The 24,354-nt window shown below is 35.6% G+C and carries 10 protein-coding genes; 2 read left to right on the forward strand and 8 right to left on the reverse strand.

Annotation, left to right across the window (positions count from 1 at the left end):
* Window positions 1-30: 30 nt before the first annotated feature.
* From GQR60_RS11345 to GQR60_RS11370, 7 genes are all read right to left on the reverse strand, one after another.
* A complete protein-coding gene (locus GQR60_RS11345; protein ID WP_225441396.1) occupies window positions 31-1,686 on the reverse strand; it encodes a glycoside hydrolase family 28 protein in 1,656 nt (551 codons plus the stop codon).
* Window positions 1,687-1,706: 20 nt separating this feature from the next.
* Window positions 1,707-2,858 (reverse strand): glycoside hydrolase family 88/105 protein, encoded by a 1,152-nt coding sequence (locus GQR60_RS20100; RefSeq protein WP_225441397.1) that lies wholly within the window; start codon window positions 2,856-2,858, stop codon window positions 1,707-1,709.
* An 18-nt stretch (window positions 2,859-2,876) separates the two neighbouring features.
* Complete coding sequence (locus tag GQR60_RS20105; protein ID WP_225441398.1) at window positions 2,877-4,397, reverse strand: sialate O-acetylesterase; 1,521 nt, start codon at window positions 4,395-4,397, stop codon at window positions 2,877-2,879.
* Between the two features lie 171 nt (window positions 4,398-4,568).
* Complete coding sequence (locus GQR60_RS11355) at window positions 4,569-8,174, reverse strand: DUF4450 domain-containing protein (RefSeq protein WP_191991616.1); 3,606 nt, start codon at window positions 8,172-8,174, stop codon at window positions 4,569-4,571.
* Window positions 8,175-8,203: 29 nt separating this feature from the next.
* Window positions 8,204-10,330, reverse strand: a complete 2,127-nt coding sequence (locus GQR60_RS11360; RefSeq protein ID WP_124993029.1) for a hypothetical protein — start codon at window positions 10,328-10,330, stop codon at window positions 8,204-8,206.
* Window positions 10,331-10,737: 407 nt separating this feature from the next.
* Window positions 10,738-12,564, reverse strand: a complete 1,827-nt coding sequence (locus GQR60_RS11365; RefSeq protein ID WP_124993030.1) for a RagB/SusD family nutrient uptake outer membrane protein — start codon at window positions 12,562-12,564, stop codon at window positions 10,738-10,740.
* A gap of 124 nt (window positions 12,565-12,688) precedes the next feature.
* Window positions 12,689-15,928, reverse strand: coding sequence for a SusC/RagA family TonB-linked outer membrane protein (locus GQR60_RS11370; RefSeq protein WP_124993031.1), 3,240 nt, complete (start codon window positions 15,926-15,928; stop codon window positions 12,689-12,691).
* 572 nt (window positions 15,929-16,500) lie between these two features.
* Here GQR60_RS11370 and GQR60_RS11375 point away from each other — a divergent pair.
* Together GQR60_RS11375 and GQR60_RS11380 are read left to right on the forward strand one after the other, a co-directional pair.
* A complete protein-coding gene (locus GQR60_RS11375; RefSeq protein ID WP_124993032.1) occupies window positions 16,501-20,769 on the forward strand; it encodes a hybrid sensor histidine kinase/response regulator in 4,269 nt (1,422 codons plus the stop codon).
* A gap of 325 nt (window positions 20,770-21,094) precedes the next feature.
* Window positions 21,095-21,964, forward strand: a complete 870-nt coding sequence (locus GQR60_RS11380) for a DUF4861 family protein (RefSeq protein WP_124993033.1) — start codon at window positions 21,095-21,097, stop codon at window positions 21,962-21,964.
* Window positions 21,965-22,021: 57 nt separating this feature from the next.
* Here GQR60_RS11380 and GQR60_RS11385 read toward each other — a convergent pair whose 3' ends face one another.
* Complete coding sequence (locus GQR60_RS11385; RefSeq protein ID WP_124993034.1) at window positions 22,022-24,268, reverse strand: GDSL-type esterase/lipase family protein; 2,247 nt, start codon at window positions 24,266-24,268, stop codon at window positions 22,022-22,024.
* Window positions 24,269-24,354: the final 86 nt, after the last annotated feature.

Below are 24,354 nucleotides of genomic sequence, written 5' to 3' on the forward strand. Positions count from 1 at the left end.
ATTATTAATTGATTTTCTATTCTATTAATATCAGTTCTTCAATTCAATTTTATCTTCGGAAAAACTGCTTGTTTTATCCTTAATCTGATGAATGTCTGTGTTCCAGATTTCCAATCCTGTTTTCAAACTATCAGGATATGAAACATTATCAAACTCTATGTTTGAAACATTTTCAACGATTACAGCCGGTCCCGTAAGTGGCGAAATAGAAACATTTTTCAGGCTAATATTTTCCGATTCACAAAATTTACCACCCAATTGAGCCGACATATAAACATTCTCAATTTGAATACCGCTGATTTTCATTTCCGGCAGACCATTAAAAAACATAGCCCGTCGTGAATTTACAGAAACAATATCATTAAAATAAAGATTACGGAAACTTGGCGTTTCTTCATTTACACTAGGGATATTTGTTGCTTCCACATCAGACTTTTTGTCTCCTATGAGTTCTGCGGAGGGTGAATTTCCGCCATAATATAAATTGAAAGAAAGCGCGTCAGTAACAATATTTTGCATGCTAATGTTTGAAACATATATGTTCTCAACAACACCGCCTCTTCCTCTTCTGCTTTTAAAACGCAATCCAACATCAGTACCTAAAAACGAGCAGTTACTTACTTTAATGTTTTTAACCCCGCCAGACATTTCACTACCAACAACAAAACCTCCGTGGCCTTTATACACAAAGCAATTATCAACAATCACATTTTCGGTCGGAATTCCACGTTTGCGTCCATCTTCATCTTTTCCCGATTTAATGCAGATACCATCATCCCCTACATCAAATTTACTGTTTACAATAATGGCATTTTCGCAGGACTCCAAATCAAGACCATCACCATTTTGAGCATAAGATGGGTTTCTCACTGTTACATTATCAACAATTATATTTCGACACATTAATGGATGAATATTCCAGCTGGGAGAATTAGAAAAACTGACTCCTTGCAAAAGCACATTTTCACATTCAATCAAACTAATCATAACCGGACGCAGAAAATCTTTAATGGATTGCCATTCTTCCTCTGTCTTTAAATTCCTAGGAACATTCATACTGCTTACAGCATCACCTTTAAGCGATTTTTCATTGGGAAACCAATAATCACATCTTTTATAAGCACCACCTTTTGCTGTTATTTTTTTCCACTGACTCTCTGTAACCTTTTGCTTTTTTACTGGTCGCCAAGCATCTCCGGATCCGTCAATGCATCCTTGTCCTGTTATCGCAATATTTTTAAGATTCTTTCCTGATACAGGCGATTGACAACGTCGTGTATCGAGTCCCTCAAAACTGGTTTCCACCAATGGATAATCGTTAAAGTCCCGGCTAAACTGAATCAAAGCTCCTTTTTCAAGATGAAGATTAATATTGCTCTTCAGTTCAATTGGTCCTGTCAGCCATATTCCTTGAGGTACCAGCAAAGTTCCTCCACCTTTCTCAGCCAAATCATCAATGGCCGTTTTAAATGCCACTGTATTTTTGAATTGCCCGTTACCAATACCTCCAAAGGAGGTAATGTTTATTTCCCGATCGGGAAACTGCGGTGCATAAACGAAAGGCATGTTAAAAGGTAAATTTTCATATAAATATGAAAATCTATAAGACTCATTTTCTGGCTTTTGTCCCCCCATGGAACAACCCGCTAAAAGTATAAACCAGATATATTTCGTGAATAATTTCATTTTATTTTTTTTATGATTCTTTATTTTCCCAACTCCAAACATCCCATTATAAATGGTCCGGTAGCTTTACTGTCGTTATCTCTAATTCTTTCGTTGACATAGTAATTGAAGCTGCCATCTCGATATGGTTTTCCGCCCAAACCAGCAACGGCACAACATTTGGTTAAGCTTAATGTGCCATCCTCATTTTTTACAATCAGGTTATTCATCAAGCCATTGTAAGCTTTAAGTGCTGTTTTTCGGTATTTTTTATCGATGTATCCTTTGTTTACAGCTTTTGCATAACAGTACATATACATCGAAGAAGCTGATGCTTCCAGATAATTTCCTTCTCTATATCCCTGATCTAAAACCTGATACCACAATCCTGTTTCATCCTGATAATGCGACAGTGCTTCTGCCACACCATCAACAATATTCAGTAAGTTTTTTCTTTGCGGATAATTTTCAGGGACGTAATCCAATATATCAACCAGAGCCATAAACCACCAGCCCATACTTCTTCCCCAAAAATTTGGTGACTGACCGGTTATCTTATCAGCCCACTTCTGATTATGGCTTTCATCCCATGCATGATAATACAAACCTGTTTTCGCATCTCGGGTGTGTTTATCGCATATTACAAACTGATTGATAGCATCATCCAACAAATCCGATTGATCAAAAGTAACAGCATATTGAGCTAAAAAAGGAGCTCCCATATATAAACCGTCCAACCAAACCTGATGCTGATAAATAAGCTTGTGCCAAAAAGCTCCTTCGTGTGTTCGGGGATGCATCTTTAGTTGCTGAATTAATCGATCCATGGCTAATTTATATTTCTCATTTCCCGTCTCTTTATATACATCAAAAAGAATTTTCCCGGAATTAATGTAGTCGATGTTATACGATTCAACTTTGTATAAATGAATCTCTCCATTTTCATTTATAAGCGAATCGGACCATTTGATAACATAGTCGAGGTATTTGCTGTTGCCGGTTTCCTTCCATACTTTCAGCATTGCCAAACATCCCAAGCCTTGCGAATAACCAAAATACAATCTCTTACCATGATCCAACTGCCAGGCTTCAGGAAATCGTTTCATCTCCGAATCTGCAAACTGAACAGCTGTTGATTGTGCTTGTGTTAGCTGACTTATTAGGAGTAGTGAATAAAGAATTATTGTTCTCATATTGTAATAATTATCGTTTTATTTTGTAGTATCAGTTCTAAAAGGAGATGCAGGCAGTCCTTCTATATTGTATAAATTAGCCCTAAAGAAATTGCCCCATCCATACCTTACATTTTCAATTTGATTTACCTGTTCTGATGATACAATTATCTTTCCGCCATTTATTGTCGCCTTGGCAGGATAAAAAACACCATTGGAAGATGCTGCCGTAAAACCTTTTATGGAATCATTCGGGCACATAAGTCCGTTATTGCAAAAATCAAAAGAAAGTACAGCCTGATGGTCTTTTATTTTCATGGATACAAATCTTGGTCCTGAAAAGGGTATTTTCTTTTTATATGTTTTTGCCAGAGCCCAGTTTGCCAAACGCTCTCCTGGAATTTGTTTGTTATGCGGATGAATATTAATTGAATCTCCGGCATCGGTTATCACTGCCATTCCTGTATTGTTTCCTGATTGCCATGTTTTTAACTGAGCTTCACGAATTTGCGGAGGTTGTTTGTAATGGGGTGCAATTTGTACAAAGTAAAATGGCATTTCCGGCTGTTGCCATTCTGTTCGCCAACTTTCAATCATTTTGGTAAACACATACTGATAATCATTGTATCTGATGGAATTGGATTCGCCCTGATACCAAACTACACCTTTTATGGAATAGTTAATAATGGGATGGATCATTCCGTTCCATAATGTTGAAAGAGCCTTGTTGTGATAAATACCTTTGGGCTTGGATGGTTTCTTTATTTTTTCATCGGTATTAGCAGAAGCTAATTTGGCGACTTCCAGCTCATAGTTTTTTAAGTTTGTTTCGTATTGCTTTAGGTCTTGCGGATAATGATCTCTGGAAGAATAAAACTCGTTAATTAATGCAGTATAAACAGAATCATGTTCCATTACCTCCATTTTTGTCCATGCTTCAGCAGGAGTTCCCCCCCATGTAGATTGAATTAAACCTATTGGAACGTTCAGGTTTTGGTAAAGTTTACGTCCGAAAAAGTAGCCAACAGCAGAAAACGTTTTTACAGATTCACTATTGCAAATTTCCCAATGTCCATTACAGCTATCCAATTCATGCTCGGGCGATAATTTTTGATCGATATGAAATAATCTGATTTCGGGATAATTGGCTTCTTGAATAACTTCCTCATAGTTAATAACCCCTGTTTGCCATCTTAGTATTTTAGCTACCGGAAAATCCATGTTTGATTGTCCGGAGCATAACCATACTTCGCCAATTAATACATTTTTAATAACAATGGTATTTTCACCTTTTATAGTAATGGTTTGGTTTGCTGATGCTTTTGGTGTTTTTATAATAAGACTCCATCTTTCATCTTTGCCACTTGTGGTAAAGTAGTTTTTTCCCCAACTGGTGTTTATATTTATTTTTTCTCCAAATAAGGCTTTGCCCCACAATGTAACTTCTGATTGTTGCTGCAATACCATATTATCTGAAATAATTGCCGGCAAAAACACTTTTTCTGAAGTTCTAAAGAATACAAAAAGCAAAAAAAAAGCATATAATAATCTGTATTTCATCTGTTTATAATTTTAAGTTTTTATCAGATGGTCCCGAAAGCTTTTGGGATTACCATGCTGGAATAATCATTTCCCTGTGTGTAGAAAGCTTTATACATGGACATTTCATCTATTTAAATTTATTTTTCAATGATCAAATAATAGATCGTTGGATATTTGTCTCTGTGGTATTTATTTTAATAAAGTGATTCCCATTAATCCGATCACAACATCGTTTGCCAGGCTTTCCAAGCTTATGCTTTGCAATTCTTTGGATGAATTTAAAGGCAAATCAATGAAAATACCCGCCCCTCCTTCTATTTCTCTTCCATCTACTTCGTCTTTGTTTATCCCTAATTCATCGCCCAAATTCCTGCTAACAATTCCCGTTTTAAAAGCTATTCGGTATGGAGCTGGTCGTTCCAAAGCAAAAGCGTGATCATCTACATACAAATCCTGCTCTATTGGCAACCAATTATCCGGATTGACTAAATTTAATTCTTCGTGAGTGCCATCGGTATAATGAACTTTTATGAGTCCATTTGGTATATGACATTGCATGTGGTTTGTACTTCCAGCCATCATAAAATAGGCATGTCGTGCCTTTCCAGATACCGGAATATTCACTTTCGTTGGATAATTATCCCACAAACTGATAAAAACTGTATTTTTCCTTTCTAAATCACAAATCGTGCGAAACGGAACATGAAATGGTGTATTCAGAAGGTTATTTTTAGCAGAAGCTCTTAACCCACTGTCATCAATTTCTGCTGTATGGGTCGGATGACACCATTCGCCAATTCCCTGTGTTGGAATTTGCAAAGTGGTATAAGGCGACCTTGGCGACAAATACTCTTGCTTAAATATATCCGATACAGATGCATTAAAAAATTGATCCATATTCACCATTTTATAATTACCGGAATTTACTTTCACATTCCAATTGGTGATTGTTTTTTGAAATAAACACTTATCATCATTCAAAATTTGAAGCCGATTACTGCCAAATACAGCACAAGTATCAGGAATTTTAATTAAAGCTGATGTTTGTCCTGCTTCTACTGACAACGGAATTGAAAACTGATTTACCATCACATTGCCCGAAAATAACTTGTTGCCATTGTTGGTGATTGAAAAGGCCAGTTCTTCATCTTCGGCATTATAAGAAATATCAAATGCATCTTTAATTTCAATATTTACCGGTTCCCACCATTTCATTTGGCCTTGTTCTAATTGTGCAAATAAAGTCCGGTTTCCTACTTCACCCACTAATTGTCCCGTAATGGATTTGGATTTCACAGATGCCTGATTCAATACATTTTGAGGATCGTAAATAGCTGCAATTTTATTTGTTGTGCTAAATTTCCATTGATCATCAGCCACTCCTATTTTTTGGTAATCTGATTTTTTAAGATTTTTACCCTTCCAAACAATTTGAATCTGTGCACTATCTTTTAGTTCAGCATTAATTTGAATCAAAGGACTTCCAATATTTTCAACAAGCAACCATGATTTTGATTCTCCATTAACCAAAACCTCTGAAATTTGGTCTCTTACTGCCAACACCTTTAATTCCAGATTTAACTTTTCAGCCAGTTTATTTCTGATCAAGTAAATATCCGTTTCTTCTTCCCTATCGAATTTCAAAGTAATATCAGCAGTAGCTATACTTGCATGCTCCCATCCGGAAGGAAATCCGGGACGAAGCTCCAGCTGGTTGTTTAATAAATCCGGATGAATTCCAAATAACCCTTCTACCAATACTCTGGAATACATTCCAACAGGATCACCAAAATCGCGGTAACATTCTCCTCGGGCTTTATCGTAATAACTAATTTGTCCGATATTACCGGGACTGCTTCCCAGATACATTCCGTCTAAAACAGAGCTTTTGAACAGTTTAAAACCTTCATCGTATCTACCTGCCTGCCAATAGGCAAGTGCGGTATGAGCCACCTCGGCAAAAGCCACATTATTAATAGACCAAGAGTATGGAAACCAATGAGTTGTAGAAATTGTTTCGTAATTGATCCCATCGTTCAATCCCTTAGCTTGAACGGGAATGTGAGGAATTTCAGTGTCCATATACCTTGTGGCCTGATAAGCCTGAAATATATCTGATACATCAGAATCCAAGGCATGATAAATTGTCCAAACACCTGCATCGGGATGAACATTTTTATTTCCCATAAAATCAACGTATTCTGCCCACCACCCTTTCTCAGCCAACCAAAGTTTTGAGTTAAGTGCTTTCATTATTTTTTCAGATTCAGCAAGATAAACTTGCGGATCTGCTCCAATTTTTGAAGCTATTAATGCAGCCATTTTATTCGCCCTGTAATTGTATGCCGAAGAATGTGTAACTGCACCACTGTTGTAATAAAGAGCATCACTTGCCCAAATGCTTGCATAAGCATCATATAGGCCATCGTTATCGGGATCAAAATTTAATTTTTCCCATTTCAGATGGCGCTTGATAACCGGCCAAACTTTTTTGGCATATTCCCAATCTCCAGTCCAGTTCAAATGCCAAAGCAACTCATCAATATAACACAGGTTCATATCATAATGATGCATTTTTGTTGTCTGATTTGGATTGCGGCAAATGTAACCATTGCTATACATTGGAGTACCCCATTTTTTTAAAGCTCTTGCCAAATTCAGAGAGGAATCCTGAGCTGGATGAGGAATTGATGGTTCTATATCGGTTATTTGCGATGCTGCATAATTATCGAAATGCTGCCTGGCTTTTTTATGCCAACCAACACAATCTCCAACATAAGCAGCCCGCCAACCATTAAGCCGCATCCTCCAACCAATGGCTCCATGCATCCAGCAATTGTCCCAAATGGCATCGGCAGCAGTACTCAATACACCGCCTAATGGATTAATAAAAGAATCCGGCGTTTCTATTTGAACTGCATTTGCAATTTCTTTTCTTCTTGCTTCTGCCCGATCGTATAGTTTCGACAAATCACTATATTTCAAAAACTTATCACTCTTCAACTGAATGCACACAAACTTTTTCACCGAATTTTCCAACGGTACTTTTGCCAACAAAACAGATTTATTATCAGACACTTTAGAGTTCCAAACCTGCATGGGAGAATCTAAAGAGAACGGAGATCCTGTTTTTAGCTTTGAATCTACAGGAAAACAAGCTTCAATAGATCTGGGGTTTTTAGTGTTCTGTCCATAATCCAACAAAAAACAGTTCTTGTAAATACTATAATCATTACCTAAACAATCATTGGCATGCAAATCAAAACAGTCCGGTTTATCCACACCAAGATCCCCATTTCGCGAAAACCGTTTATTACTTGCCCCGCCATACATCAATAAAAGTTCAGTACCTTCAGGGATGTTCTCAGTTTCAATTTTCATGATCATCCCATCTGAATCTGCCAAAGCCAATACCGCAAGTTTTATAATACCATTACTGATAAAAGAATCCTGTATTTCGTAAATTCGACATCCCGGATAATAAGTACTTTTAATTTGAGAAGCACTATTTAACCAGACGCTGTTTTGCCCGTCCACAAGACCCAATTGAAGATTTCCACCCATATTTGGCATAAAAAAACCAAACTCAGGCACATCTCCGGTCTCTACACGAAATGCACTATGTCCTCCATACAGTGCCCGATTAAATTTTTTATTCCCATTAAGGATAACAAAACCATCATTATCTGGTTGGTATCGAAGTTCCCGTTCCAATTTATTTTTCGCATCAGATTTATACTGAGCTCCTGCACAGATAAATGAAAGAGATAATATTGCTGTTAAAAATAATTTCATTCAATTTTTATTGTGTTTTTCATTCCTGATTAAGGCATTACAGCCAAATCTTCCCATACCACATTCCAGCTTCCATCCTTAGGAAATCCGGGAGTGCCAATCGTATTGTTATCCCATCCGGCACACATCATGGAAACAGCAGTTAACAAACCACCATTACCAGGCAGATAAACCCTTAAACGATCATCCTGATAATTATGACCATTAACTAAATAGGTGTTGGTTCGTTTGTCCATTAACAAAGCTTCCACTGCTTTTTCAGGTTCACCCAATCTGGCCGCGCACATTGCTACCATAGGATAATCCCATCCCCATGTTTCATCCCAATTCCATTTATCTAAAATCCAGTTAAGGGTGTTTTTCATATCGTCCGGTCTTGCCAATTTGCATTGAGGTAAAATCCCCAAAGCACCCAATACGGCCGGATGATCGGAAGTGAAACGGATATCTTCGTAAGTATCCAGAGCATCTTCTGCTGCCAGATACAAACCATCCTTTTCGGCTAATGGCGATAATTTTTCTATTATATCATCCCATTTTTCATTTCTTTTTTCGCCTAAGCGTTCGCGCCAATTTTGGGCAACTGATAAGGCATAATGCCAATAAGACAACTCGAATGGCGGATTAATAGTTTCTGCTGCCCGTAATGATTCCTGTGCAGGAATAATTCCTTTCAGAACATATCTGTCTCCCTTCTCATCATAAGTGACAAATGAGGCCATAAATTCAGCTGTTGCATTCACCAGCTCCTTATACTTGGTAAGCACTTCTTTCGAAGGATGACTGCGGTATACCAGCTCGCTCATGTAAATAAAATGTGGTTGTTGCCAAATTAAAAACGAACCTACCGAAGAAGGTGCTTCGGTGGCCGAAGTATCGGTCATTTTCATCCAACGAACACCATCAAAGCCTTGTCGTTCGGCTATTTTTTTTGCTGCTGAATAAGCTGTAGAATACCAATCCAGACTTCTCTCCAATAAATCAGTCCGGTTCCATAATGCAAATTGAACAGCATGCCACCAGTGCATTTCCAAATGAAATTTACCGAACCAACTGTTGTAGGTTAAACCTGTTTCCTGCGGAGGAATGGATCCGGCACATTGTATCGCCATTAAGTATTGAGATAAAATTACGCGTCGTTCCAATTCGTTCGCTCGTTTATCAGTACATTTCGAAAAATCAATGGCACCACCATTTTTCCAAAATGATTGCCAATATTCCGATGATTTCACAAGAACATTGTCTAAAGAATCTGTATTATCAGGTTTCTCTTTCGAATAGGCACAGGTAAAAGAAAATTGATTACTGCTTGGCGATAAAACAAAATAATGAGGAGCTTTTTCATCCATCTGCGCCTTTCCTTCCCATTTAATTTTCACAAAATAACAGTCATTATCCAATGTCCGTTTCAACAAACAAAAGCCATCACCTTGAGAAACGACCTCCGTTTTGTGTTTTTCGGGGACATCCCAATTGCTGGCATCATCTGAATGATTTCCTGTTGGATAAGGAAATTTAAAATTGATTTTTAACTGAGACTTACCAATAAGTGCTGATGATATTTGTGCCTGCACTTCATCTATAGATGGATGACATGCTGTCTTCACCAAAACAGAATCAGAATCCAATTTAAATTGACTAAGCAGTAAACCATCCCACAATTTCAATTCCTGATGAATATCAGCGATATCTTCCGGATTAACTGCACTTCCATCTTGATGACTTAATTCCAATCCTATATAACCTAAATGTAAACGATGCGGATTTTTCCTAAACCAGTTGGCTGCATCATGCGCTCTTCCCTGAGTTCTACTTTGCACAGCATACAACTCATCTTTTCCTCTAAAATTGTAGGTTTTTAAAGCTTCTTCCGGCTTATAATTATTGGGATTAAGAAAACTATGCCATCCCCATTGTGATTGAGTTCCCAGAGGAACCCCATTTTTATAGTTGTTTGGAAAAGTTTGCAATCCTGTGACATCTGCCGTAAAAGCAAAATTTCCATTCCCAACCGATAAAGAACTTAATTCGTCAATTTTGGTTATGACCGGATTATTTCGCGTTACTAATTCGTATCGGTTTATTTTGACAGGCACTTTATTTTGACAGGCGAATAAGGCCAAACAGGCTATTCCAATTAGTAAGAATTGTTTCATAATAGGATAAATTCTTTATTATTTATGGATTTAATTTTCGTCATTTACTAAAAAAATACACTTTAATTTTGGTATAGATATGGAAACTCAAATCTAAGACATGAAGATAATGCATCGTATGAAGGATTGTACAAATCTATGGAATATTGTACGGGCTCATACTACAGATCTAAATGGTTGATTCTAATGCATTTCGTAAATAATCAGACTTATACGGGAAAATGATTTTTACAACAGAAGAAGAAATAACACTCTTATAATAATAGTATTTTAAGACAATTACCACTGCCAGGCGCTGATTGCCCAGCAATGGTAATTTTGTTATTTCCCTAAACTAATTCTAAATTAATAATCTTATTAACAATAAATTAAATGTCACACTATTTAAATACGAGAACCAATTATCATTAATAAAGAGGATGTTGCTGCCCCTCTAATCCAGAATTCACATCAATCATATTTTGATTTAATGGTAATAGTTCTACTTTATTTTTTTCTAATCCTCTAAATAGAGATTCAATCCATATTTCATCTGCATTTAAAGTTTTTGAATTGGATAAATCATCATTTCCAAACATATCAAGTACGGTATATCCCTGGGTTTTCAAATCTGCTATTTCAGTATCAGATAATTCATTTTTATAACTCAAATAATTTACGGCAACAAGGGGATCTTCAAATTCTGTTGCTTTAATAGAGTTGTATGCTCTATACATGTCAGCATCATGATAAGATCCTGTATGGTTAGCTAATTTTATTAAGTTTTGCTTCGTTTCTGTTAATGTTTCAAAAAGAATACCCCAGCGAATCAGATCCGTTCTTCTTAAACTTTCAAATCCTAATTCCAGTTTTCGCTCATTTATAATCGCTTTTTTAAATTCATTGTAAGTAGAGGGAATATCACCAATTTTAGACTCATCATTGTTAAATGCTCTCATACGTACAGCCTTTAAGGCTTTTTCAGCTTCAGTTCCAGGTGAACTATGCAGTTCATTTTCTGCCTCAGCATACATTAGCAAAACATCTGCATAGCGTAACATAGGCCAATTAATATTACGCTTATTCACCGCAACACCAATCTCAGCTTTCCAGTCTACCCTAAATTTGCCTATGGTACATCCCGCATATGTACTTAGTTTACGCTCATCATCTGAATTAATATCATAATTGCAAATCGTTACATCTCTTCTGGTATCACCATCGTTAAAATCGAACCAGTAGGTGGGAATAGCGTGCATAGCTGGTTTTACCTTTGAATACATGCTATTTGGGTGAGAATAAATACCATTCGTATAACCTATAGAATATCCATTCACGTTAGATCCATATTGACCAGTTTCAAGCAAAGATTCAGAGTTATACCGACCATTAACTAAATCCCGAAAAACATCTGTATAGTTATTCTCCAATTCATTTTCTCCTTTTTGAATAACTTCATAACACGCTTCGGAAGCTATTTTATAAAGCTCATTAATTCTTTCTTTATCAGCTCTTTGAGCCAATGTAACCGATCCTGAAGAATACGATTCCAGATCCCATCTTAATGAATATCCTGCTCCATATAAAGCTGCTCTGGCCAGTATGCCATAAGCCGCATTTTTTGAAAATCGTTCAGGGGTTGGATATACACCTTGGCTTTTCCAAGGAAGTAATTCTGTTGCTTTTTGAAGATCCGAAATAACTCCGTCCATAATCGTATCGCGGCTTACTCTTGATGAGGTAAACGTATCCATATCTTCAACAGGTTTTGTTGGATATGGCACATCACCAAAAAATCTAACAATATTCATAAGATTCATACCTCGTATGGCATATACTTCACCCAACAAAAAATCAATACTTTTTTGATCGGAAACAGAGCTCCCCTCTCGCATCGCTGTAAGCTTTTTTATACAAACATTGGCATATTCAATACCTGCATATAAGGCTGTATATGTTGATGAAGGAATGTTTGAGGTGGTGTAAACGTAGTTTCCAATTTGATTTTTTGAATTGGTATCACCTTCACTTGATATGCACTCGTCGGTACCCATACCCAATTGGTAATACAATTCCCGGTTAAAAGTATTTGGATAACAGGCTAAAACCGCCATTTCTGCTCTGCTGACAGATTCAAAAACTGAACTACTATCGAATTTCGATTCCGAAGGCATATCTAACCAGTCTTCGCAGGAACTAAGTGTAAAACTCAGCAACAAAAGAATCATTATATAACTTAAATTTATTTTTTTCATCTGTTTATAATTTGTTTTGATTTGCCATATAGCCTGTCCCGAACTTGTTTCGGGAGAACTAACCATGCTGGAATAATCATTCCCCTGTGTGTTAAAATCACTTTGATATGGTCGTTTCATATGATTAAAAAGTAAGATTTAAACCCAAAACACAACTTTTTGCTCTTGGGTAAGCAGAATTATCAATACCTCTTGTTAACAAATTCGAAGTAGCAGATACTTCAGGATCGTATCCTGAGTATTTCGTGAACGTATGAATATTATTTAAAGTGCAATAAAACCTAAGACTATTCACTTTCATTCGTTTTAGGATCTTGGCAGGTAAGGTATATCCCAAAGTAATGTTGTTTATCCGCAAAAAGGATCCATCTTCAATATAATAATCCAATGCATCGGTGATGGCTATTTTATTACTTGAGTTTAAACTCCACATAGCATCACTATTGTGCTGCTGAGAATTAAGTCCTGCCAATTGCTGTAAATTTGTTGTTTCTTCTCCTGTTGTAGGATCCACCAATACAAAGCGGTCTGCCATAACAGATAATGAATTTTGATTTGGCAGATAAGGACCTATGAATCGCTGCGAATTCATATTAAACACATCATTTCCGTAGGAGAAACTCATAAATGCTGAAAAATCAAACCCTTTGTATTTAAAGGTATTTACTATACCTCCAGTAAAAATAGGCTCAGCATTACCAATTACTTTTCTATCATCAGTAGACCAAACAGGGTTTCCATCATCATCCGTATTGCCTTCTGTAGTTTTATATTTTACATCTCCAGGTTTTATTGAACTTCTTATTTTTCCTTTCAAACTAGGTACACCATCATTTAAAGAATAAGATCCGTCTGAATTTTGAGAAAAGTCATCTGTAGTATATATACCATCATACTGATAACCATAGAACTGACCTAAGGGTTTACCAACTTCTATTAGAAAATCAATACGAGAGTCATAATTTTGCTTAAAATAATCATCCTTATCATCACCGTATATTGCCAATACTTTTGATTTATTAAATGAAATATTGAAATCTGTAGTCCATTTAAAATTATCATTCTTAATATTAGTAGTATTTAGCACAAACTCATATCCTCTGTTTCGAATTGATCCAATATTTTGATATTGATAACTATAACCTGTTGAAGTTGGTATTTTATTTTTTATCAGAAGATCATTTGACTTGTTATTATAGAACTCTGCAGTTAAATTTACTCTACTATTAAAAAATGAAACATCCAGACCAATATTTGTAGATCTTGTTGTTTCCCATTTTAAATTTGGATTTCCTACAGTATTTCCTGGCTTTAAACTTACAACCTGCTTGTTGTCAACGGCATAAAAACCAGACTGATAATCGGTAGCATACATATTATTGCTAATATTGCAATTACCTGTAGTTCCATAACCAATACGTAATTTCAAATTGTTAAGCACATCCATATTACTCATAAAAGACTCCTCTGAAACCCGCCATGCAGCTGATACAGATGGGAAATATCCCCATTGTTTGCCTTTTGAAAATTTAGAAGAACCATCACCTCGAATTGTTGCGGTTACTAAATACCTTTCATCAAAATTGTAGTTTAACCGACTAAAAGCTGAAACAATTCCATTAGTACTTTTCCCCGATGAATATGAATATACCTGACCAGCCATGCTGACATCATTTAATCCAAAGTTATTTTCAGGAAATTCATAATAAGTATTTTTTAGGTTCATCGACTCTGAATAATATGTTTCCTGTCCTAATAGCACATTAAATTTGTGAGCACCTGTTTCTCCTTTCCATGTTAGAGTGTTGGTAACCTGCCAACTATATTTTTCGCTGTTGTCCCTATTCCCATAAGGTCCTTTATTGTTTTGGGCTGTTTTTGTACGTCCGTCATCCCAAGATTCGGATCTTACCTGCTGCCACAAATAACTACCTGCTGTTCTGAATTTAATATTCTTATTAATATCAATATCCAATGAGGCATTGGTGGTATACAAGCGTGTATACTTTGTCTTGGTAACTGCATCATTTGTAATTAAAGGATTGTAAATGTCGTATTGAGAATCAATATCCTGCATTTCATCACTAATATCCGTATTAATTAATTGATCATCGGTATACAATACACCTCCAGTGACAGGCTGCAAAATTGACATTTTCAATAAACCTCCTAAAGAACCTCCTCCTTCTAATTTTGTTCCTAAAAAGCTTGAACTAAATGTAAGGTTAATTCCTTTTCGTAATTCATGGTTGATTTTAGCCCTGATTCCATTTCGGATATAACCTGATTTATCAACCAAACCATCCTGACCCGTATAATTGTAACTCAACATATATTGGGTTTTTTCACCACTACCGGTAATGTTCAGATTGTGATTTGTCATTTTCGCTGTGCCACCAAAAACAACATCCTGCCAATTGATACCAGAGACAGAACCATATTGACTTTGAATGCGATCGTAAGCACCTGTATAAAAATTACTATTGGTAATATCGCCTCCATAAACATTAGCCCAGTTACTAATTTGTCCGTTTAATGTTTGAAATTCATATTGATACTCAACATATTCTTGTGTATTCAACAGATTTAACTCGGAACCCAGCTTTTCAAAACTAACGTAAGCATTGTAATTAACTTCTGTTTTTCCTTTTTTACCAGATTTGGTGGTAATAATAACTACTCCATTCGAACCTCTTGCACCATATATCGCTGTTGCAGAAGCATCTTTCATTACATCAATCGATTCAATATCATTAATATCGATATTTTTTAAACCATCATCCATTTGAAAGCCATCCACAATATATAATGGAGAAGAGCCTTGAGTAATAGACGTACCACCTCGTACAACAATATTAATATCTGCTCCGGGAGCACCACTTTGAGTAATCACACTCACCCCAGCTATTTTTCCTGTAATGGCTTGCGCTGCAGTAGTTACCGGAACCTGAACAAGCTCCTTCCCTCCCACAGAACTTACAGCTCCGGTTAAATCTTTTTTTCTAGCCGTTCCATAACCAATAACAACGACTTCATCTAATTCAGAAATTTCTTCTTTTAATTGAATATTAATGGTGGTGGCATCATTAACTACAATCGTTTGTGTAATTAAGCCAACAAATGAAAAAGTAATTTTTGAATCTTTACCAGCAACCGTTATAGAATAATTACCATCAATATCTGAAAGAGTTCCGTTTGACGTCCCCTCCTCAATAATAGTCACGCCCGGTATGGTAGTAACTCCGTCTGTAACGTTTCCGGAAACAGTAATTTGAGAGATGGCATTAAAACTAAATCCATACAAGATGATAATTAAAACCAACCACCGTTTCACGATACGTGTTTTGTTTGTGTGCTTTTTCATAGAAATACTATTTTATAAACTTATTTTAAGTGGATAAAAAATTATCTGTTATTTATATCCGCTAAAACTACGGTCAGGAATATTCGTATCAAATACAATATTGTCCAAATCAATACAATATTGTACCTATCAACCCGTACATAAAAATACAATAGCCTGTACACGTGTAATTTACGAGATAACACATTCACTATTGTACATGAATGCTTAAGAACAAAAAAAGCATAAAAAGCAAGGTGGATAGGATGAATCTACGGAAGTGTCTCCATCAAAATAATGATAAGTAGGTGTATTTTTATCATCAACAGATTAGCTTAAACCCAAAACATGACTATTTTTACAAGCCTATATAAATATCAATCAGCGAATACTCATTCAATCCAATTATTTTTTCTATAATCGTTTTATAGAACCTATTTGTAAAAGCAATATTTACATTCCGTTTGTTACGATACAAACCTTTCGCTTGAACTTTATAAACTGGAATCCAACTCGTATCAATAAAAACGAATAGGAGATCATACATTTACCGGAAGCGTATAAATTGAAGATTTAGCCAAAAATGAAAACAAATGAACATTAAGTATTTTTTTCTTAGTTGCTTTTTATTTATCTATCTAAATGTAAATGCTGAAAAATCTTTCAGAATACAAAATTTAACCACTAAAGATGGTTTATCACAAAACACCATTAGTTGCATTCTGCAGGATAAACAAGGATTTTTATGGTTTGGATCATTAAATGGTTTAAATAAGTACGATGGAAATGAGTTTACTGCTCTTCAACCGAGCTATGGACAAACCACCACATTATCCGACAGCAGAATAAAAAACATCCGCGAAGACAAATTTGGGTATTTATGGGTACAAACCAATATAGATCATATAAATTGCTATAACCCTCAATCAGAAAGCTTTATTAGCCTTAATTCTGCAAATAATCAATATGCAAATATTTACTTTGCTCAATCAGGAGATGTTTGGCTTTGGGGAAATAAAAACGATTGTCTCAAGCTTACTCACACCCCAAAAGGACTAGAATCCAAGTCTTTTGGAAATAATTCACTAGGCTCTGGTACGGTTAATTTTATTTCAGAAGTGAAATCCGGAGAAATATGGATTGGGACACATAACAAACTATTCTGCTTTAAAGACAAGCAATTGAAGCTACTCATTAAAAATTCCAATTTTCATTCCATCGTTGAAAATGGTGCTTTTGTTTATGTTTTTACCGATAACAACAAAATGTACAAAATAGATAAAGAATCGCATAAAATTACCAATGAGGTTAAGCTTCACTTTCCTATTCACAGTTCGCTGCACAACACAGCACTTCTTTCCTTAAACAACATACTTATCACCACTCATGAAGAAAGCTATGTTTTGAACACGCAAACGTTACAAATCCACCTGGCAAATTCACTTTTTAAAGGTCAATCACTTAAAAATGCCTTTACTCAAATGGATAACAAAAATCATATCTGGGTTTATAACAAAAGCGGTGTTATTTGGCAATACAATTCTGAGCAGCATAGCTTTAAGCCTTTTGAATTAATACCGCCATCAATTATTTCCAATATTGACATGGAGCGTTATTCAATTTATCACGATTCAAAAGATATGATTTGGATATCAACCTATGGAAACGGTTTGTTTGTTATTCAACAAAAAAACAATGAAATATTTCATTTAAAACATCATAAAAATGAGTTTGATGGACTTCGGACAAATTTTTTACTATCCATTACTGAAGACCGCAGTGGAAATATCTGGTTAGGAACAGAATATGCCGGGATATCAAAAATAAATTTAATTGAAAACAAGTACCAATCATTTTATCCCGAGCACAGATCATCAAGTGATGAGGATAATATAGTGAGGCTGATTTATGAAGATAAAAACGAGAATGTTTGGCTGGGCACCAAAAGCGGACAATTATATATTTACGACAAATTTTTTTCGTTGATAGCCAAACATCAGATTAAAGGCGGAATGCCTTATATCCTTGCCGTAGATACTAAAGGAAATAAATGGATCGGAACAAAAGGAAATGGATTATTAATATTTGATAATAACTGCTTTACAAGCTATAAGACTTACAAGAAAGAGCTTATTAATTTAGATCTGCAAGCAGATAAAATATATGCTGTCTGCAAAGACTCTAAAGGAAGAATGTGGCTGGGAACATTTGGATTTGGCCTTCTTTTAGCCAAAGAGCACGATGGCACATTGGAACTAATCAATTTTCCGGAGTTAAGAAAGAAACAAACCAGAATCCGAACCATTGTTCAGGATAAAAACGGTCAAATGTGGTTGGGTGGAAATAACGGCTTACTTACCTTTGATCCTGATTCCATACTACAAGATAAATCAAAATTTAGTCATTATCAGTTTAACAACAGAGATGATGCTTCACTGAGTAATAATGAAGTAAAAACAATATTTGAAGACAGCAAAGGCACCTTATGGATCGGTACCTCAGGAGGTGGCTTAAATAAAATAATCAAAAGAGAAAATAAGCATTTGCATTTTGAGCATTTTACAACAAAGCAAGGACTCGTAAATGATATTATACAAGGGATTCAGGAAGATGAAAACCAAAACCTGTGGATTAGTACCGAAAGTGGTATTTCATTATTCTTTCCTCAAGAAAATCATTTCGAAAATTATTCATTGTCATCTAAATGGGAAGGAGATCTATTTTGTGAATCGGCCATTTGTAAAAGCAAAAACGGAGCAATCTATTTAGGTAGTTATGATGGTTTTTATACCATTCAGCCCGACAGTATTAAAAATCATTCGAACTCAGAACCAATTATTCTAACTGAACTTTTTATTAACGGAGCTAAAATCTTGCCTGAAGGTAAAACATCTCCCTTATCCCAATCCATATCTTCAACTAAAGAAATCAATCTTAAGCACAATCAACATTCCTTCACCATTCAATTTGCGATATTAAATTATCAGAATACGAACAGATACACCTATATATTAGATGGTTTTGAAACGCAATGGAATCCATCAACACAACACAACCAGGCGACCTACCGAAACATACCACCTGGTACATATACATTTAGGGTAAAAGGAAGTAACCACATGGGGACATGGGGTGAAAATGAAACAAAACTTTTGATTACCATAGAACAACCCATCTGGCGTTCAACTAAAGCCATCATACTCTATTTTATTTTGGTGATTGTTATTGGTGTAATTGCTCTTAAAATAAACAGAAAAATATATCATTTAAATGCCGCCATTCAATTCGAACATCAATTAAGCGAATACAAAATTCGGTTTATTACAAATATTTCGCACGAATTTCGTACGCCTTTAACCATTATTCGAAGCACAATAGAGAATTTAATGGCACAAAAGGATATGACAGAAAGTATCAAAAAACACTTGCAATACCTCGATAAAAGCTCAAGAAGATTATTACGACTGACCAACCAATTTCTTGAATATAGAAAGATCCAGAATGAGCAGGCTAAAGTTGAATGCGAACCAACCGAAGTTGTCGGCTTTTTTGAAGATCTTTTTTCCACCTTCGAAGAATTAGCAGAAAGAAAAATGTTGTCTTTTGATTTTGTATCCAATCTCTCTTCATTTGTTATGCAATTGGATAAAGAGAAAATGGAAAAAGTAGCCTACAACTTATTATCTAATGCTTTTAAATTTGTTAACAGAAAAGGAAAAATAAGCTTCATTCTCAATATTAATCAAGAATTAAAAACTCTTAGCATTAGTGTTTCGGATAACGGCAAAGGAGTGCCAAAAAAAGAACAAGGATTATTGTTTACACGATTTAAACAGATTTCACCATCCAAACCCGGCATTGGTATCGGTTTAAATTTATCCTACGAAATAATAAAACTACATGATGGCAACATCCAATACACCGAAACTCCTGGTGGAGGAGCAACTTTTATTGCCTCTATACCTATTCTTACTAATACCGAAACAAAAGTAATCCGTCATCAGCAACAGGTTTTACAGCCAACCAATCCTGAAATAATAGAATTGGAAAGCAATCCCTTAACTACTTTGTCAGAAAAAGAATTAGAGCAGTATAAGAATTTTAAAGTATTAGTGATTGAAGATGATCCTGATGTTTCCGATTATTTAAATGACTTTTTGCAACAATATTTTAAAGTGATTGTTGCTGTAAACGGTCTTGATGGAATAAACAAATGTAGTCTGGTCAATCCTCAATTAATTATTTGTGATGCGATGATGCCTAAAATGAATGGTTTTCAGGTTATTAAACGAATAAAATCCGATTTTCAAACCTGTCATATTCCCATTGTAATGTTAACAGCTTATGTTAGTTCTCCTTACCAACTTAAGGGAATTACGGCTGGAGCTGATGCCTATATCACGAAACCTTTTAGTTCTCAGTATCTGATCATACGTATGGTGAAATTATTAGAGCAAAGACACACCTTGCAACAAAAATACGCCATGGAACCTGGCGTAAGCTCCTTACCCAATTTTGCTGTTAATAAGGACAATGAATTTATAAAAGAACTGAATTTAATCATAAAACAAAACATTTCTAATACTGATTTTTCTATTAATGAATTTCACGAGAAAATGTCAATGGGGAGAACCATATTTTACAAAAAGGTAAAAGGTCTAACCGGTTTTACACCCAATGATTACATCAGAGTTATTCGAATGAAAGAAGCTGCAAAATTATTAATTACCACTAAGCTTAATGTGTCGGAAGTAGCGTATAAAGTCGGAAGTAGTAATCCTTTTTATTTTAGTAAATGTTTTAAACAACAATTTGGGGTATCTCCTTCTGTTTATATTAAAAATGGAAGTGCTAAAAGTTAGTTTTAGAATAATAACAGAGCATAAACACAGTTAGTATTGAGCCAGCAAAATATGCTTGACAATGTTATTTTGATGCTCTGTTTATATTAGACGTTCCAAGGCAGTACCGAAAAAAAATAGTAATTTTAGCAACTCATAATTTAAGATCTTTTATAGTAAAAAAATACGATCCAATTTAATTAAATCGTAATTTTAATCACAGCATAATTTCAGATAAAACATCCATACCGAAGCGATTTTGACACACCGGGAGATGATTATCTCAGCATGGTAATCCCGAAAGCTTTCAGAGCCATATGGCAAATCAAAAACAAATTATAAACATATGAAATCAACAATCTTATCCATTGTATTATTTACAATGATCAGCTGTTCTGCAATAGGACAAAACCTTACCAATGCCAGCTTATTTCTTAGGAGCGACTCTGTTTACACCAATATGATTCAGGAAGAATCCGGTGACTTATACAAAACAATAGGACATCACGGACCTGCTGTTGAAAATGAATGGTTGGCACTTCGCTTGTATTTTAATAATAAAGCTACTTCGATTGATGTTTACAACAAACAAAAAAAAGGTCTCGAATTAAAAAATGTAAAATGGTATCCTTCCGAAAAAGAACAGAAAAAAGGCCTGGGTGCTGATTATTATAAAGTAGGATCGACAGTAGGCCTTGGAGGTGTTCGCCTTTGGGATGGAGAAAATGTAGTGCTTTTAGCTCCAGTTTCGAATCGTATTGCCACGGTTAAAAAGGAAGCCACTTATTCTCAAATGGAAATGTTATCAAAAGATGTTCCATATAAAGGAAAAAAGATAGATGTATTGGTTCGTGTAACCGCTTACACCGGAATTCGGGAAATGAGAGTGGAAGCTTTTGCTTTAACAGACGAGGATGTTCAGTTTGTTACCGGAATTAACTACCACAAAGGGCAAAAAGTTGAAAAAGCCGATAATTATATGATTGCATGGGGTTATCATCCTGAAGATGTGGCCGCAGAAAAGATTCAAGTTGGAGCTGCAATAATGATTAATCCAGATGATTATCAGGACAGAAAAGATGATGGCAAACAACAACTTTACATTTCAAAACCAACAAAATATTTAAGCACTTGGGTAACCTCCACGATTGAAAAGGATAAAAAAATGGGAACCTTTGAAAAATTTAAAGCATACGTTGTTAAAACTGCAAAATAAATTCTGTAAGTAAGGGGCCATAAAGCCCCTTCTTTTTTTCCTTTTACAAAAAGATTGTTATTCCTTTTCAAGTATCGATTTTATCGTATCTGCCCAAATTTGATATCCTTTCTCTGTCGGATGACAATAATCTCCAGCTATTTCTTTTGTCAGAATTCCCTCCTGAGTTACTAATCTCGGACCAATATCCACTAGTTTAATGTTGTTTTTCTGTGCAAACTGCTCCAATTTGATATTGATTTTATTAATTAACTGTCGTCTCGGATGATCAGGTTTTTCTTCCCTTGGAAAAACAGACATTAAGATGATTTTAGCTCCGGGAACTTTGGATCGAACACGTGAGTATACGGCCACAATCCCCTCCACAATTTCTTCAGCCGTATTTACCCGGGCATTAGATGTCTGACTGGTATTATTCGTACCGATATGAATGATTACAGTCCGGGGATGCAAACCATCCAATTCTCCATGATCCAAACGCCACAAAACATTCTGTGTGCGATCCCAGCCAAATCCCAAATTTAAAACCCGGTATTTGCTAAACAGATTGTTCCATGAAATAGGACCATTGGATTTTCGGGCTCTGCCATCAGCGTATTTTAAATCAGGTTTGCCTCCCCAAAAATGAGTGATCGAATTACCGATTAAAACAATTTCGGGATTGATTGAGTCTTTAATTGCCAGCACATCATTGTGTCTGTCCCACCAATTGTAACTGTCTTGTTCCAATTTTGAAACCGGTACGATAGCCGTATTGCTGTTAATTTCAGTATCCAATACCTTGTCGTTCATCAATTGCGACAACAATGGTTCCATTGATTGAGCCCACAATTTTGCTCCCAGAGGCGTAGGATGCAACCAGTCAGACATCAACTCATGCTTGATTGAACCATCCAAATTGAGAAATAGATGGTTTACATCACAATAGAATACATGCTTCCGGTCACTCAACTTAGAAATTAGATCGGCTGATCTGTCAAGAATGGCACGATGAGAAGTTGGATTGGGGCCATCGTAACTACCTGGAAATGGTCTCAAAAGCACAATCTTGGTTTCGGGCAAACGAGTTCTAATCTCTTTTACAATTGCTTCAATACCTCCTGCAACTTGCGATGCTGTATGCCGGGTAGGATAATGCTTTTCATCCACATTGTTTGTACCTACTTCGAGTATGATTGCCTTGGGAGATTGTCCATTAAGTATTCCTTTTTGAATATTCCATAAAATATTTTCGGTTCGGTACCCGCTAAAACCCAAATTTATGGCATTTCTTGGAGCAAAAAACTGATTCCACACCTCTTGGTATTGTGTCTTTTCAAAATTGTTAATGATCGAATTGCCCATCAATATCAAATCATATTTATTGTGTGCTATCAATTTCAGCTTTTCAGCCAAACGCCCCTTATTATAGCCCTCGGTTGGTATTGTTGCCGGATTAACATCAGTTTTAAGCAATATTTTACCGGTTTCAAGAGAGTTTTGAATAAAAGGCTTCAATTGAAATTCTTCAGCTGTTGGATTGATGTTTTTTCCCGCCAGGTAAATACTGTCTTTTACGACTTTCAACACGGCATGCCCGTCATAACCAATCCATGTTTTGTAATAATCGATACACCTTGTCTTATTTTCAACTTGATCGTTTTCATTTACCAGCAAAAACAATTCAGATTCTGGATTTATGGGAGGCATAATTGTTGGATACACAGTACCAGTCATGCATTCATCCATATTTATAGGAGAAATGAGAATTATCTTTTCCGGTTGTTCACCCTTATTCAATCTCTCGACTGCCTTTGCCGCAAGATTAGCTCCGGCAGAAAAACCAAGAAGAACATTGGGAGAGTTGCTAAAACCATGCTTCTTAAAATTGTTTTTTAAATAGTGATACGCATTTAACACATCATTCTCAGCAAGGTTTTGAATGTTGGATTCTGTCCCGATGTAATAATCAAGTACTACAACATCATACGCCTTTTTAGTAAGGAAACGAGCCACTTCGATACCTTCTTGTTTGGTATGTATGACACTAAAATCGCCTCCAGGTACGACTAAAACTGTTCCGTTAGATATTTTTGAACGCGTCCGAAAAAGTCGGAGCATCGGCTTGTTTAAATGATGAATAATTCCATCCTTCTCAATTTTATTTACTTGTAAAACTTTCTCGCCTGATATCAATAAAAATTTAGAATTCCCTATATCCTGCCCTACTTCCTGAGCCATAATCCTCTCTCCTAAAAACAGAAGAACAGTCATTAAAACAAGAATACAAAAACTTGGAAAAGAGCTATTTATACATTTTTTCATCAGTCATTTATTTAATTGTATTTGAAAGTTTTACAAAAAATGCTCTGGTCGCAGCTCATGCAATAGAAATGGATACATACCTGTTT

The sequence above is a fragment of the Labilibaculum euxinicum genome (assembly GCF_009795715.1).
Classification (GTDB): Bacteria; Bacteroidota; Bacteroidia; order Bacteroidales; family Marinifilaceae; genus Labilibaculum; species Labilibaculum euxinus.

Coding starts and splice junctions, on each gene's coding strand:
- GQR60_RS11370 (WP_124993031.1), bottom strand. CDS start 15,928: ATGAAAAAGCACACAAACAAAACACGTATCGTGAAACGGTGGTTGGTT.
- GQR60_RS20100 (WP_225441397.1), bottom strand. CDS start 2,858: ATGAGAACAATAATTCTTTATTCACTACTCCTAATAAGTCAGCTAACA.
- GQR60_RS20105 (WP_225441398.1), bottom strand. CDS start 4,397: ATGAAATACAGATTATTATATGCTTTTTTTTTGCTTTTTGTATTCTTT.
- GQR60_RS11365 (WP_124993030.1), bottom strand. CDS start 12,564: ATGAAAAAAATAAATTTAAGTTATATAATGATTCTTTTGTTGCTGAGT.
- GQR60_RS11360 (WP_124993029.1), bottom strand. CDS start 10,330: ATGAAACAATTCTTACTAATTGGAATAGCCTGTTTGGCCTTATTCGCC.
- GQR60_RS11355 (WP_191991616.1), bottom strand. CDS start 8,174: ATGAAATTATTTTTAACAGCAATATTATCTCTTTCATTTATCTGTGCA.
- GQR60_RS11345 (WP_225441396.1), bottom strand. CDS start 1,686: ATGAAATTATTCACGAAATATATCTGGTTTATACTTTTAGCGGGTTGT.
- GQR60_RS11375 (WP_124993032.1), top strand. CDS start 16,501: ATGAACATTAAGTATTTTTTTCTTAGTTGCTTTTTATTTATCTATCTA.
- GQR60_RS11380 (WP_124993033.1), top strand. CDS start 21,095: ATGAAATCAACAATCTTATCCATTGTATTATTTACAATGATCAGCTGT.
- GQR60_RS11385 (WP_124993034.1), bottom strand. CDS start 24,268: ATGAAAAAATGTATAAATAGCTCTTTTCCAAGTTTTTGTATTCTTGTT.